A 14,264-nucleotide genomic window follows, 5' to 3' on the forward strand; every position below is an offset into this window, starting at 1 on the left:
GACGGCAAGCGATTGAGTCCCTAGGAGCATACATAAGTATGTGACTAGGGCGAGTGAGTGAAGCCAACAACCTTGTGGTGCAAAATATGAAGGATAGGAGAAAAAATGCGTCAAATATGGGACATCCTCGCCACCATCTTTAAAATCAGTTGGAAGGCACTTAACTTTATTCGGGAATTCGTTTTCAACGCGATTTTCCTTGTGCTGTTCTTCATTGTGATTGGGTCTTTTGCCCTTTATCACTCAGAATCTGAGCCTGAAAAAAATTACTATGGTGCGTTGTATGTAGACTTACAAGGCGTGGTGGTTGACCAAGTCTCTGCACCTGACCCGTTCGGGCGTATGAGCCGCGAATTATTAGGCACCTCTAATAATCGGATGCAAGAAAACTCTTTATTCGATATTGTCGATACCATTCGCACTGCCGCCGATGACGACCGTATTACAGGTATGGTATTACGCCTTGATAACTTAGTCGGAGCAGATCAACCTTCCCTTGCTTATATTGGTAAAGCCATTGCACAATTTAAGCACAAAGGTAAGCAAGTTTACGCTGTAGGTAACCATTTTTCTCAACCACAATATTACCTTGCAAGCTTTGCAGACGATATCTATCTTACACCACAAGGCTCCGTTGGCTTATATGGTTTCGCTACAAACAGCATTTACTACAAGTCCTTGTTAGAAAAACTGAAAATTAGCAGCCATATTTTCCGTGTCGGAACGTATAAATCTGCGGTTGAACCCATGATGCGTGATGATATGTCCCCTGACGCGCGCCTTGCGAATCAGCAATGGTTAAATGCTTTATGGAACAATTATTTGGATGCTTTAGCGACTAACCGTAAAATGACCACTACGCAGATTTTCCCTGGAGCTGATACAGTCCTTAGCCAATTACGTGCAGTTAAAGGTGATAGCGCTCAGTATGCATTAAAACAAAAATTGGTTGATAAAGTGTATACCAACGAGCAAGTCGAAGAGCTCCTCAGTAAGCACTTTGGTTGGAATAAAGACGATAAGCAATTCAATAATATTAGTATCTATGATTACTCAGCTAAGATTGCCGATACCACCGCAAACCAAGGCGGCAACATTGCCGTCATCGTAGTGCAAGGCGCAATCATGGATGGCCCACAGACGCCTGGAATTGCTGGGGGGGATACCATAGCAGCACAAATCCGCGATGCCCGCCTTGATGACAATATCAAAGCCATTGTTCTACGTGTGAATAGCCCAGGGGGAAGCGTTAGTGCATCTGACCTTATTCGCAGCGAATTAGCGTCCGCCCATGCTGCAGGTAAACCTGTTGTTGTTTCTATGGGCGGTATGGCGGCATCAGGCGGTTACTGGGTTTCCACACCTGCGGATTATATTATTGCAAGCCCAAATACGCTAACGGGCTCAATTGGTATCTTTGGTGTAATTAATACCTTTGAAAAATCACTGGATTCTATTGGCGTATACACTGATGGGGTTTCCACTTCACCACTTGCCGATATCTCCATAACAAAAGGGATCAACCCACAATTTGCAGATATGATGCAAATCACCATTGAAAATGGTTATGACACCTTTATTAATCTTGTAGCAAAAGCGCGAAACAAAACCCCCGAGCAAATAGACAAAATTGCCCAAGGCCGTGTTTGGATTGGTCAAGATGCATTGAAAAATGGTCTTGTCGACCAACTGGGTGATTTTGATGACGCCGTGGATAAAGCCGCAGAATTGGCTAAACTGTCAGAAGTACAATTGGATTGGATGAAACCAGAATTGTCCTTTATGGACCAGCTGCTACTTGAATTAACCAGTAATGTTCAAGCAGCCATGCCTGATGTTCTGCACGTGTTTTTACCACCCGCTGTTGCAACAGATATCCGCCAACAAGCTCAATTTTTCTTAAAAATGAATGACCCACAAAACCGTTATGCATTTTGCTTAAATTGCGCTGAAATTAACTAATCGCCATCCCCTCTAGCTTACTGGAGGGGATTTCTCTCACTAGATACTCAGTTCACCTCATTTCAATCTACAAATTAGCAATTTAACGATAGTAATACACCAGTAATTACGTCAAAATTCGGATAATTATTTTCACTTCTCCATGCGCTAATAAATTAGGTAATCAAATGCAGAAGAAATCTATTTATGTCGTTTATACTGGCGGCACCATCGGCATGCGTCACTCACCACAAGGTTACATACCTGTCTCAGGTCATTTACAAGCGCAATTGGCTCAGATGCCTGAATTTCACCGTCCAGAAATGCCTGAATTCACAATTCGCGAACATCAGCCGTTAATCGACTCATCCGATATCACCCCTGAAGATTGGCAAATCATTGCAGATGATATTTGCCAACACTATGAAAAATATGATGGGTTTGTCATTTTACACGGCACGGATACCATGGCATTTACAGCATCCGCCCTTTCTTTTATGTTTGAAAACTTAAAGAAGCCCGTTATCGTGACAGGGTCACAAATTCCATTGGAAGCATTACGTTCTGATGGTCAAACTAACTTATTGAATGCCTTGTATTTAGCAGCAAATTATCCCATTAATGAAGTAGGATTATTTTTCAATAATAAATTGTACCGTGGTAACCGTACAGTCAAAGCGCATGCAGATGGTTTCGATGCCTTTAGTTCCCCGAACTGCTCACCGTTGATGGAAGCAGGTATTCATATTCGTACTTTTAATGCTTGCCCCGCCCCCATTGGTGTCGGGGAATTCAAGACACACCGCATCACACCTCAACCGATTGGCGTTGTCACGCTCTACCCTGGTTTATCTATTGATATTGTTCGTAATATCCTTCAACAACCCGTCAAAGCATTAATCTTGCGCTCTTATGGGGTCGGGAATGCACCTCAGCAGCCTGAATTACTGCGCATTCTACGGGAAGCGACTAACCGTGGGATTATTGTGGTCAATCTAACACAGTGCATTTCAGGGCGTGTGAATATGGAAGGCTATGCCACAGGACATGCCCTCGCAGAATCAGGGGTAATTAGTGGTTATGACATGACTTTTGAAGCGGCATTGAGTAAATTACATTATTTACTGAGCCAAGATTACACACCTGCGCTGATCCGCGAATTAATGCAAAATAATTTACGCGGTGAATTGAGTTACGCTGATGAATAACTGAGGAAATGATGAAAACGGCCTTATTGTTAGTCGATTTACAAAATGATTTTTGCACAGGCGGCACTCTCGCTGTGAATGAAAGTGAACACGTTATAGACATAGCAAATAAAGCAATCACGATTTGCCAACAAAAAGGGATTACCACCCTTGCAAGTCAAGATTGGCACCCTGTTAATCATTTAAGTTTTGCCGCAAACTCAGGCACACAAATTGGCGATATCGGTGAACTTAATGGGCTGGCGCAAGTATGGTGGCCTGTACATTGTGTCCAAGGCGAATATGGCTCAGAGTTCCACCCACAATTAAACACTCAAGCCATTCAAGAAACATTTACGAAAGGCGAAAACCCGCAAGTTGATAGCTATAGCGCTTTCTTTGATAACGATAAGGTAAGTCAAACTCGATTACACACATGGCTACAAGCTCAGAGGATCACCCATTTAATTATTATGGGGATTGCGACCGATTATTGCGTTAAATTTACAGTGCTCGATGCCTTGAATTTGGGCTACAGCGTTGATGTATTAGTTGACGGCTGTCGTGGGGTAAACTTAACCGCTAATGACAGCCAGATTGCATTAACCGAAATGGAACAGCAAGGCGCCAAACTTATCACACTAGACGATATTGCCTAACCCCTCATTTTCCTCAGCAATATTTTCTCTTGTACTGTATTCCTTGAGAAAATATTGCCGCTCAACCTTAATCGTTATTTTGCGGTTTGAGTGTTGCGAACATCTCGCCTTGGAACATCGCTTTCAGCTCTTGCTTGCTTTTCATGGTGATCTCACCATTGGTACCAACAGTCATATGTTCAGCATCATGGTTATGGCGTGATTGCCACAGCATCACCATCTGTAAGCTATGTTCTTTTTGCTCCGCCGTTAAAGGAACTCCATCTGGCCATTTCCCCAACTCAACGGCAGTAACGAGACGCTCATAAATCTCTGGGGTCATTACTGCAAGCAATTGTTCAATATGTTTTGGGTCGACTTCTACACTCATGGCACCGCTCCTTCGAAAAATTATACTGACGTTTAGTTAAATTGCTTTTTTATTTTTAGCTGAATCGTTATTGCTGAAGGTTGTTGATAATAACTTATAAACTTCAGCAGCCTTCAGCAGCCTAACCACGCGTCTTTTCACCCGATGACTCATCCAAAAAGCTTAAGGATGCTGAATTAATACAGTAACGTTGCCCTGTTGGCATAGGTCCATCAGGGAACACATGCCCTAAGTGGGCATTACAATTTTGGCAACGGACTTCAATACGATGCATACCATGAGAAAAATCTTCGATGTATTTGATGACATGATCATTCACTGGCTCATAGAAACTTGGCCACCCACAACCTGCATCAAATTTAGTCTCAGACATAAATAAAGGTGTACCACAACACAGGCATTCGTACACACCCTCTTTACGGTTATGCAATAATTGGCCACTAAATGGCGGCTCAGTGCCCGCTTGCTGTGTAACATAACGCTGTATCTCATTTAAATCTGAAATATCAACGTGTTGTTTATCTTTCTGTGACATAATTTATCCACGTATTTAAGCAATTTGTTCAGTTGATGACTATCACACCGTAATTTTCAGCAACAAAAAATTAACAACAATTTTTATAAAACTATTCTAAACTAAGAAGCATCTTACTTTCCGTTTTGATTTGTGAAGCGTATCACATATATCACTGATAGATGGTTTCATTATGCCGTACAATCCCGATAATACGTGCGGCTGTGTTTGCCGCTGAAGTGGCTGACAAATAAGCAGTTAGTGGTATCAGAATTGATTTTTTTCAATAATTGACACGATTCCGCTTGACGGCTGGCAAGGTTTTGGTAACTTTAACTACAACTTAATTCACGAATAAATAGCTGGTGGAAATACTATGACTATCAAAGTAGGTATTAATGGTTTTGGTCGTATTGGCCGTATCGTTTTCCGTGCTGCACAAGAGCGTTCTGATATCGAAATCGTTGCTATCAACGACCTGCTCGATGCAGAATACATGGCTTACATGCTGAAATACGATTCAACTCACGGTCGTTTCAACGGTACTGTTGAAGTTAAAGATGGTCACCTGGTTGTAAACGGTAAAAAAATCCGTGTTACTGCAGAAAAAGATCCTGCAAACCTGAAATGGAACGAAGTTGGTGTTGATGTTGTTGCTGAAGCAACAGGTATCTTCCTGACTGATGAAACTGCGCGTAAACACATCCAAGCAGGTGCGAAAAAAGTTGTTCTGACTGGCCCTTCTAAAGATGACACTCCAATGTTCGTTATGGGCGTTAACCACAAAGCTTACGCAGGTCAAGAAATCGTTTCTAACGCATCTTGTACAACTAACTGCTTAGCGCCGCTGGCTAAAGTTATCAACGACAAATTCGGTATCGTTGAAGGTCTGATGACGACTGTTCACGCAACAACTGCAACGCAAAAAACAGTTGATGGCCCTTCTCACAAAGACTGGCGTGGTGGTCGTGGTGCTTCTCAAAACATCATCCCATCTTCAACTGGTGCTGCTAAAGCTGTAGGTAAAGTTATTCCTGAGCTGAACGGTAAACTGACTGGTATGTCTTTCCGTGTACCAACACCAAACGTTTCAGTTGTTGACTTAACTGCACGTTTAGAAAAACCAGCAACTTACGCGCAAATCTGTGAAGCTATCAAAGAAGCTGCAGCAGGCGAACTGAAAGGTGTTCTGGGCTACACTGAAGATGACGTTGTATCAACAGACTTCAACGGTGAAAAACTGACTTCTGTGTTTGATGCTAAAGCTGGTATCGCACTGAACGATAACTTTGTTAAATTAGTTTCTTGGTATGACAACGAAACAGGTTACTCAAACAAAGTATTAGACCTGATTGCTCACATCTCTAAATAAGTGTTGTTAAGTAATTAGCCTGACTGAGCCGCCAATTGGCGGCTCTTTTGTATCATATCGAATACTGCATTAATATTTTATCTCACTTCATTTATCTTTAATCCATTATTCGATACTGTATAAACCAACTTTCAATCAGATTTAAGATAAGTGCCATACATCGCACAAATCTGCCACACGCAAAACGTATAATGCGTATTAATGCTGTTTCTACTAACACAGGCCGATACCATGCACGAAAAAATTTTTGCTCTACCCGTTATTAAACAACTCTCTGCCTATATTACTCAACGCCAATTAGGTGACCTACCACTGATTGTGGTTTCTCACCCAAAAGTTCGTGGTGCAGTCAGTTTACAAGGCGCACATCTCATTGATTGGCAACCTGCGGGGCAAAAGCCGTGTCTTTGGCTAAGTTCTGAAAGTGCGTTTAAAAACGGCGTAGCAATCCGTGGAGGCATTCCTATCTGTTGGCCATGGTTTGGCCCTGTAGCGAGTCCGAGTCACGGCTTTGCGCGTATCTTGCCTTGGCAATTTACTGCCCATAATGAACATGATGATGGGGTAATTTTAACCTTTACGCTCACTGACACTGATTATACCCGTAAGCTATGGCCCCACGAGTTCACATTGATTTTACGAATGAAACTGGGTGAAACCTGTGAGCTTGAGCTCGAAAGCTATGGTGATTTTGAAACGACAGCAGCATTACACACTTACTTCAACATCAGTGATATTCACAAAGCGACTGTTTACGGCCTTGGCGGTCACTATTTTGATAAGGTCGCTGATAAAGAAGTGTATGCATCTGAACCATTAAAATTCAATAAACACACTGACCGCATCTATTCAGAACCTGAAGAGTACAGCTTACTGCGCGATGACGGCTGGAACCGCACGATTGAATTGCATCATTACCATAATAGTGATGTGGTGTGTTGGAATCCATGGGCTGAATTATCATGTAGTATGCAAGACATGCCAAATAATGGTTATAAACAGATGGTTTGTGTTGAAACGGCCTGTATTAATGTGCCCATGAAAAGCGATGCTCAGCACCCTGCTCGCCTGTCTTTAGTGATGGTAAGCCGCGATAATAAACCACAAAATTAATATTAAGACAAAATAAACCCCCAGTAGAGTCATCTTACTGAGGGTTTATGATTCTTTAACGACACATTAGAATGTATAGGTCACACCCGTCCACATAATGGCAGAAACAGATTTATTCACCATTGGGCTATCTTTTACTTCACTCGGTAGGCGGTCAACACGCCCCATCGCAAACACAGTCCAATTTTCGTCGAAACGGTAGTTACCTGTGACTTCCATATACGGCGTCCAGCTTGAACCTGGGTTATAACGTTTTAAACCGCTATGATTCGATTCTTTTGAAGAAACGCCATATTCATAACGATTTTGATTTTTGCTATCCCATTTGATACCTAAGCCTGGCGTGATAGACCATTTGTCGCCTTCAAAGCCATATAGGTAAGCAAACTCACCACGAATACCATTACTAATACCAAGGATATCCCCTGAAATATTCGTACGCAGTGTGCCCCAATCCGCTTTATGGCGGTAGGTAAAACCGGTCATAACCGTATCACGGCGACGATTTAGCTCACGCATTGCTTTGTCATCATTGTCTTTAGGTTTAAAAAATTGAGGATAATAGTACGCATCTAAAGACAGTTGATCTTGCGTGTCATTCCACAGATAGTAACCTGCAGCTAACGTATGAAAGTAAAAATTTTCACTGTCATAATTCACAATTGGTACTGGCGTAATATAATCACGAGACTTAATGCCTTTATATGGCGTAGATTGCGCCAGTACAGAGCCACCAACAGACCATGTTCCAGCTAAAGCTGCGCTAGATAACACGCTTAACGCCACAGCAAGTGTGGTTAACTTAATTGTTTTAGACATAGATTAAACCTAAAAATAATGAGAAATGGATCAAACTTATATGTTATATCAATATGCAAAGATCCCCAATCTTCATAATCTAAATCACATTTAAAGCTAAATATGTGAGTTAGCGATAGTATTGGTTAACAATTATTCTACGCTTTTTTCGTAACGAACAGGAACTCTTTTTGCAAGTGCACACATTAATTCATAGCCTATCGTGCCTGCCGCTTGTGCCACATCGTCCACAGGCAAATTTTGCCCCCACAATTCCACTGTGGTGCCTAATTTCACATCACTACAATGGGTGATATCAATACTCAACATATCCATAGAAACTGCGCCTAATAGCGCACAACGTGCCCCATTGCACCAAACAGGTGTTCCATTGGGTGCATGACGTGGATAGCCATCAGCGTAACCACACGCAACCGTAGCGATACGCATCGGCTTAGATGCAGTGAATCGGCTCCCATAACCGATAGATTCCCCTGCAGCAATATCATGCATTGCTATCACCTCTGATTGTAACGTCATCGCAGCTTTTAGCGGATACTGTTGGATATCAGCTGACTTTCCACTTGGTGACGCACCATACAACAAGATCCCCGTCCGTACCCAATCATACTGAGTATCTTTGTGCCAAAGAGTTGCACCTGAATTGGCAATACAGGTTTGTAAAGACAAATGACTAAACTGTTTAATTTTCTCAAATGGCTCAATTACCCCAGTATGTGTATCTGAATTAGCAAAATGACTCATTAACGTGATGGAGCCGACATTCTCCATCTTCGCTAACTGTTCAATGACATTTTGATATCCTGATACAGGAAAACCTAAACGATTCATGCCACTATTGAGTTTGACATAAACTGAAATTGGCGTAGACAGTTGCGCATTTTCAATAGCATAAAGTTGCCATTCACTGTGTACGCTAGTCGTTAAGTGATACTGGTCGATTACCCCTAAATCTTGTGGCTGAAAAAAACCTTCAAGCAACAAAATTGGCCCTTTCCAACCTTCTTCACGCAATAGAATAGCTTCTTGGAGGTCTAACACTGCAAAGCCGTCAGTGGCTTTCAGTGCGGGCCAAATGTGTTTGATACCATGACCATAACCATCCGCCTTCATGACTGACCAAATTTTTGCCTGCCCTGAATGCTGACGCACAACCGATAAATTATGTTGTAAATTGTCTAAATGAATAATGGCACTAATTGGGCGTGGCATCTTAAGTCCTTAAATACGTGTCTATTTTTATGTCAATACATCAGTTATATGGTACCAGCGAATTAACGTGCGGGGTTTAAATGCCCACCAGCCACTAATTTCGTATTAAATCCATCTAAATACCGTGATACTGACAAATCATCAGAAGCAATATCGGGTGTATTTCCTGAAATTAAATCTGACAGCAATTTCCCTGCTCCACATGCCATCGTCCAGCCCAGTGTGCCGTGGCCCGTATTCAAGTATAAATTGCTATACGCTGTTGGCCCTACAATTGGCGTACCATCTGGCGTCATTGGTCTGAGCCCTGTCCAAAATTGTGCTTGTGCGATATCGCCACCACCTTGGTACAAGTCTTGTACCACCATTTTCAGTGTTTCACAGCGTTTTTTCAGGATATTTAAATTAAAACCGACCACTTCTGCCATACCACCAACACGTATGCGTTCATCAAAACGAGTGACTGCAATTTTATAGGTTTCATCTAAAATGGTGGAAGTTGGCGCTCTTTGGGCGTCAATTATTGGCATCGTCAACGAGTAACCTTTAAGCGGATAGACTGGGATTTTAACCAGATTTTGGAGTATTGAGGTAGAATAAGACCCCATCGCAACCACATATCTATCGGCTTGCAGGATCTGACCATCAATACGCACACCACTCACACGTTGACCTTCTGTTATAATTTGCTCCACTTGCACGCCAAATTGGAATTTTACCCCTGCATCCTTCGCCATTTTAGCGAGCTTCTTGGTGAATTGCTGACAATCCCCTGTTTCATCATTTGGTAAACGCAATCCCCCCGTTAATTTGTGCTTCACAAATTCGAGTGCTGGCTCTGCTGTGATCAATTCATCAGAGGTTAATAGCTCATAAGGCACTCCCTCTTGTTGCAGCACGGCAATATCATTCGCGGCATTATCAAATTGCTTAGCCGTACGAAACAGTTGCAGTGTCCCCCCTTGGCGTTCCTCATAGTGAATACCAATGTCATTTCTAAGCTCACGCATACAATCACGGCTATATTCAGCAATACGCACCATGCGGCTTTTGTTCATTGTGTAATGCTGAATATCACAGTTTTTGAGCATTTGCCACATCCAACGTAGTTGAAATAACGACCCATCTGGACGAATAGCCAGTGGTGCATGCTTTTCAAACATCCATTTTACCGCTTTCAATGGAATACCTGGTGCCCCCCATGGCGTAGCATATCCAGGTGAAACTTGCCCTGCATTACCTGCACTGGTTTCTTCAGCAACATCATGTTGCCTATCCACAACAATAACTTCATGGCCTTCTTGCGCCAAATACCATGCTGTTGTCACACCAATAACACCTGCACCTAACACTAGAATTTTCATAAGATCCTCAGCCGCAAAATGATGACTTACTCATTAGAATAATATTCTAGTATTCATTTGCCAATGTAGTGAATTAACACTTTTAACAATTCAGATAAAAAATTCGATTATTGTCACAATGTATTTACAAAATAGATTTTTATTCTAACGCATAAAAAAGAGGTGTTTAAATTAAATCTTAAATATCAATACCCTACCTAAAACAAGAAACAATTTTATAGCTGAAAGCAATATTTTTCAGTAGAATCTATCAAATAACCAGAACTTACTATTGCTTGCACTCACTCCTAACAAACGCCAACCTTGAGACTTAATATATTTTAAATAGCAACTTTTACAGCTTATTATTTTAATTAACGCTTTGTAACGACTGTTATATCGCGCATTCTCTGTAAGAACGATAAAACCAGAGATTTAGGAATGACTCACAAAATAAAAAAGCCAGCATCCATCGTTGAATGCTGGCTTGAATCATAAAAATTTGATGATGCTTAACGGATATGAGCTAAGTCAGATGGCATATTACCTTGCATAGAATGCCAAATCAGGCCACTTTCCTTACCGTAATTACGCACACATTCCATGATACGGTCATAGGCTTGCTCACGACACAGATGGCTTAATTGCTGATAGAAACTCAACGCTAAGCGTCTCGCTTCAGGGTTAGAAAAATAATACCGACCAACACGGGTATATAACCCTCTTAACCCATTAATAATTAGCCCATAAATTGGGTTACCTGAAGCAAAAGCGAGGCCACGGAAAATGTTATAATCCAAATCGCTAAAGGCATCTGAATTGTCTTCCACTTTTTCTCTGCCAGCTAATACCTCTAAGGACTTTTCAGGGTTGTTACGAAAAGCCGTACGAATAAAAATTGCAGCAATATTTGTCCGCACTGCCAGCAAATTATCAATCAGTTGTGGAACTCTATCGTGATCTAATCGAGCTAATGTTTCTAAAATATTTAAGCCAGAAGTCTCCCAATAGTTATTCACCTTAGTTGGCTTACCATGTTGGATGGTTAACCAACCATCACGAGCCAAGCGTTGTAACACCTCACGTAGAGTGGTGCGTGTCACACCAATTAACTCAGACAGTTCGCGCTCAGCGGGCAAGATTGAACCTGGTGGAAAACGGTTGTTCCATATACTTTCAATAATGTACTCTTCCGCAAAACCTGCCGGGCTTTGAGCTTTAATAACCATATTTTTATTATTCCAAACCTTTTAAACGGATATTGAGGAAATCATACCAGATTGTCGTCTTCTGATATAGTTAGACTCAAAATAAAGAGTGAAGCAAATCATAGAATTTCCATATAATTCATACATTATCAATTAGCAAATAGACTTAAAATCCTTAAAAGATAAGAGTAGTATGTTGTGGAACGAGACAAAACATCCAATAAGAGGATAACAAACCATAATGGATTTTAGTTTAAAAAGCGCATTTTTGAAAAACTTTCTGGGGAACTCACCTGATTGGTACAAACTTGCCATTATTATATTCCTGGTCATCAACCCAATTGTTTTCTATTTCGCCAGCCCATTCATCGCAGGATGGCTATTGGTCATTGAATTTATATTTACATTAGCAATGGCATTAAAATGCTATCCCTTACAACCTGGAGGCCTACTCGCTATCGAGGCTGTACTGATTGGCATGACCAGCCCTGCGCAGATTTCTCATGAAATCAGCAATAATCTTGAAGTCATTTTACTGTTGATCTTCATGGTGGCTGGTATCTACTTTATGAAGCAGCTGTTGTTATTTGTTTTCACCAAATTACTGATAAACGTCCGTTCTAAACGAATTCTGTCATTAGCTTTTTGCTTAGCAAGTGCGTTTTTATCTGCTTTTTTAGATGCGTTAACCGTTATTGCTGTCGTGATCAGCGTTTCAATTGGTTTCTATTCTATTTATCACCAATATGCATCTAATCAGCATAGTGATATTGACCTGCAAAATGATGGTTTTATTAATAGCAGTGAGCAAAAACAAACCTTAGAGCAATTTCGCGCTTTTTTACGTAGCTTAATGATGCATGCAGGGATTGGTACGGCGCTGGGTGGCGTGATGACCATGGTTGGTGAACCTCAAAACTTAATCATCGCAAAGCATGTTAACTGGGATTTCATTACCTTTTATATTCGCATGGCACCTGTCACTATTCCTGTTTTCCTCTGTGGGCTAATTGTTTGTTTTCTTGTAGAAAAGTTCAAACTATTTGGTTACGGTGCAGAACTTCCAGACAGTGTTCGCCAAATTTTAACCGATCATGATAAAAAAATGACGGCGAAACGGACGAAAAAGGAACAAGCCCAACTGTGGGTACAGGGGCTAATTGGGATATGGCTAATTGTTGCTTTGGCCTTCCATTTGGCAGAAGTTGGGTTAATCGGTTTATCCGTGATTGTGTTAGCGACTGCATTTTGTGGTATCACTGAAGAACACGCTCTAGGCAAAGCTTTCGAAGAAGCCCTTCCATTCACGGCACTATTAACCGTGTTTTTCAGTATTGTCGCCGTTATTATTGATCAACAACTCTTCACGCCATTCATTCAGTTTGTCTTACAGTCGTCCGAATCGTCCCAGTTATCGCTATTTTATCTGTTTAACGGCTTATTATCCGCAGTATCAGATAACGTCTTTGTGGGCACTGTGTATATCACTGAAGCAATGAAGGCTGCAAAAGAAGGACTCGTTTCACCTGAGCAATACCAGTTTTTAGCCGTGGCTATCAATACAGGGACAAACCTCCCCTCTGTAGCAACACCAAATGGGCAAGCGGCATTCTTGTTCTTACTAACTTCCGCACTCTCACCATTAATTCGTTTATCATATGGTCGAATGGTTTGGATGGCACTTCCTTATACTGTTGTCATGACCATTGTTGGCTTATTAGGTGTTGAATACTGGCTCGTACCGATAACGCATTGGATGGCGTCCATCGGTTTGATTACATTTGGATAGGGATTATACTCAACCTCAATCAGGCGCTTTTATCAGCGCCTGATTGTAATGTTAGGTAAAACCTAACTCGAAATGGCATTTATTTTGCTTTAGGCGCTTTTTTTATCAGGCAGATAGGGGCAAAATGTGCGCATCACTCAATTAGGATATCTCAAGTATGTTCCGATTTTTTAACTACTGCTCACAAGGACGAGGCGCATGGCTATTGATGGCCTTTACAGCCTTTATGTTAGAGTGTGCGGCATTATATTTTCAACATGTTATGAAGCTTCAACCCTGCGTAATGTGTATTTATGAACGCGTTGCATTACTGGGCGTTATGTTTGCAGGTTTAATTGGTGCTATCGCACCGAGAAATATTGTCATTCGTTGGGTAGCCATCGCTGTGTGGATTTACGCCGCATGGCGCGGTTTAGACCTTGCATGGGAACATACCATGCTGCAACTTTACCCTTCGCCATTTGCTTCTTGTGATTTCTTTGTCAACTTCCCTGATTGGTTGCCACTGCAAGAGTGGGTTCCTGCGATGTTTGAAGCAACGGGTGACTGCGCGGTTAGACAGTGGGCATTTTTAGGCCTTGATATGCCGCAGTGGTTAATTGGTATTTTTGCCGCTTATATTTTAGTGGCTATTATTGTGTTAATTAGCCAATTTTTCCCCGCTAAAAAATCGGTTTAACCATAAATGAATTGAAAACGTAAAAAGCCCCTGATTAAAGGGGCTTTTCTTTTGTGAA

At 41.5% G+C, this 14,264-nt stretch carries 13 protein-coding genes; 7 read left to right on the top strand and 6 right to left on the bottom strand.

Going from position 1 to position 14,264, the window contains the following annotated elements; all coding sequences use genetic code 11:
- Positions 1-105: 105 nt before the first annotated feature.
- The 3 genes from sppA to pncA all read left to right on the top strand — a co-directional run bounded on the left by sppA (position 106) and on the right by pncA (position 3,787).
- The gene (gene sppA / locus PR808_RS12150) at positions 106-1,962 is read left to right on the top strand and encodes a signal peptide peptidase SppA (protein ID WP_206086145.1); all 1,857 of its coding nucleotides are present in this window, start codon (positions 106-108) and stop codon (positions 1,960-1,962) included.
- Between the two features lie 167 nt (positions 1,963-2,129).
- Positions 2,130-3,149, top strand: coding sequence for an asparaginase (ansA, locus tag PR808_RS12155; RefSeq protein ID WP_272539380.1), 1,020 nt, complete (start codon positions 2,130-2,132; stop codon positions 3,147-3,149).
- A gap of 11 nt (positions 3,150-3,160) precedes the next feature.
- The gene (pncA, locus tag PR808_RS12160) at positions 3,161-3,787 is read left to right on the top strand and encodes a bifunctional nicotinamidase/pyrazinamidase (RefSeq protein WP_206086147.1); all 627 of its coding nucleotides are present in this window, start codon (positions 3,161-3,163) and stop codon (positions 3,785-3,787) included.
- A gap of 67 nt (positions 3,788-3,854) precedes the next feature.
- On the opposite strand, the gene PR808_RS12165 is transcribed toward pncA, so the two are convergent.
- Together PR808_RS12165 and msrB are read right to left on the bottom strand one after the other, a co-directional pair.
- Entirely contained in the window at positions 3,855-4,157 is a 303-nt protein-coding gene (locus PR808_RS12165; RefSeq protein ID WP_206086148.1) for a YeaC family protein, read from the bottom strand.
- 121 nt (positions 4,158-4,278) lie between these two features.
- Entirely contained in the window at positions 4,279-4,692 is a 414-nt protein-coding gene (gene msrB, locus PR808_RS12170) for a peptide-methionine (R)-S-oxide reductase MsrB (RefSeq protein WP_206086149.1), read from the bottom strand.
- Between the two features lie 355 nt (positions 4,693-5,047).
- Between msrB and gapA the strand changes: the two genes are divergently transcribed.
- Positions 5,048-6,043 (top strand): glyceraldehyde-3-phosphate dehydrogenase, encoded by a 996-nt coding sequence (gene gapA, locus PR808_RS12175; protein WP_206086150.1) that lies wholly within the window; start codon positions 5,048-5,050, stop codon positions 6,041-6,043.
- 231 nt (positions 6,044-6,274) lie between these two features.
- A complete protein-coding gene (locus PR808_RS12180; protein WP_206086151.1) occupies positions 6,275-7,156 on the top strand; it encodes a D-hexose-6-phosphate mutarotase in 882 nt (293 codons plus the stop codon).
- Positions 7,157-7,222: 66 nt separating this feature from the next.
- On the opposite strand, the gene PR808_RS12185 is transcribed toward PR808_RS12180, so the two are convergent.
- From PR808_RS12185 to fadR, 4 genes are all read right to left on the bottom strand, one after another.
- Entirely contained in the window at positions 7,223-7,975 is a 753-nt protein-coding gene (locus PR808_RS12185) for a MipA/OmpV family protein (protein WP_206086152.1), read from the bottom strand.
- A 132-nt stretch (positions 7,976-8,107) separates the two neighbouring features.
- The gene (gene alr, locus PR808_RS12190; RefSeq protein ID WP_272539381.1) at positions 8,108-9,187 is read right to left on the bottom strand and encodes an alanine racemase; all 1,080 of its coding nucleotides are present in this window, start codon (positions 9,185-9,187) and stop codon (positions 8,108-8,110) included.
- A 62-nt stretch (positions 9,188-9,249) separates the two neighbouring features.
- A complete protein-coding gene (locus tag PR808_RS12195) occupies positions 9,250-10,551 on the bottom strand; it encodes a D-amino acid dehydrogenase (protein WP_206086154.1) in 1,302 nt (433 codons plus the stop codon).
- 491 nt (positions 10,552-11,042) lie between these two features.
- Complete coding sequence (gene fadR, locus PR808_RS12200) at positions 11,043-11,759, bottom strand: fatty acid metabolism transcriptional regulator FadR (RefSeq protein ID WP_047756875.1); 717 nt, start codon at positions 11,757-11,759, stop codon at positions 11,043-11,045.
- 220 nt (positions 11,760-11,979) lie between these two features.
- Between fadR and nhaB the strand changes: the two genes are divergently transcribed.
- The gene (gene nhaB / locus PR808_RS12205; protein WP_272539382.1) at positions 11,980-13,527 is read left to right on the top strand and encodes a sodium/proton antiporter NhaB; all 1,548 of its coding nucleotides are present in this window, start codon (positions 11,980-11,982) and stop codon (positions 13,525-13,527) included.
- 157 nt (positions 13,528-13,684) lie between these two features.
- Complete coding sequence (gene dsbB / locus PR808_RS12210; protein ID WP_206086156.1) at positions 13,685-14,206, top strand: disulfide bond formation protein DsbB; 522 nt, start codon at positions 13,685-13,687, stop codon at positions 14,204-14,206.
- The last annotated feature ends 58 nt before the right edge of the window (positions 14,207-14,264 follow it).

Source organism: Providencia sp. PROV197, from assembly GCF_028479625.1.
GTDB classification, from domain to species: Bacteria; Pseudomonadota; Gammaproteobacteria; order Enterobacterales; family Enterobacteriaceae; genus Providencia; species Providencia vermicola.

Coding starts and splice junctions, on each gene's coding strand:
- msrB (WP_206086149.1), bottom strand. CDS start 4,692: ATGTCACAGAAAGATAAACAACACGTTGATATTTCAGATTTAAATGAG.
- PR808_RS12195 (WP_206086154.1), bottom strand. CDS start 10,551: ATGAAAATTCTAGTGTTAGGTGCAGGTGTTATTGGTGTGACAACAGCA.
- nhaB (WP_272539382.1), top strand. CDS start 11,980: ATGGATTTTAGTTTAAAAAGCGCATTTTTGAAAAACTTTCTGGGGAAC.
- alr (WP_272539381.1), bottom strand. CDS start 9,187: ATGCCACGCCCAATTAGTGCCATTATTCATTTAGACAATTTACAACAT.
- gapA (WP_206086150.1), top strand. CDS start 5,048: ATGACTATCAAAGTAGGTATTAATGGTTTTGGTCGTATTGGCCGTATC.
- pncA (WP_206086147.1), top strand. CDS start 3,161: ATGAAAACGGCCTTATTGTTAGTCGATTTACAAAATGATTTTTGCACA.
- fadR (WP_047756875.1), bottom strand. CDS start 11,759: ATGGTTATTAAAGCTCAAAGCCCGGCAGGTTTTGCGGAAGAGTACATT.
- dsbB (WP_206086156.1), top strand. CDS start 13,685: ATGTTCCGATTTTTTAACTACTGCTCACAAGGACGAGGCGCATGGCTA.
- PR808_RS12180 (WP_206086151.1), top strand. CDS start 6,275: ATGCACGAAAAAATTTTTGCTCTACCCGTTATTAAACAACTCTCTGCC.
- PR808_RS12185 (WP_206086152.1), bottom strand. CDS start 7,975: ATGTCTAAAACAATTAAGTTAACCACACTTGCTGTGGCGTTAAGCGTG.
- ansA (WP_272539380.1), top strand. CDS start 2,130: ATGCAGAAGAAATCTATTTATGTCGTTTATACTGGCGGCACCATCGGC.
- sppA (WP_206086145.1), top strand. CDS start 106: ATGCGTCAAATATGGGACATCCTCGCCACCATCTTTAAAATCAGTTGG.
- PR808_RS12165 (WP_206086148.1), bottom strand. CDS start 4,157: ATGAGTGTAGAAGTCGACCCAAAACATATTGAACAATTGCTTGCAGTA.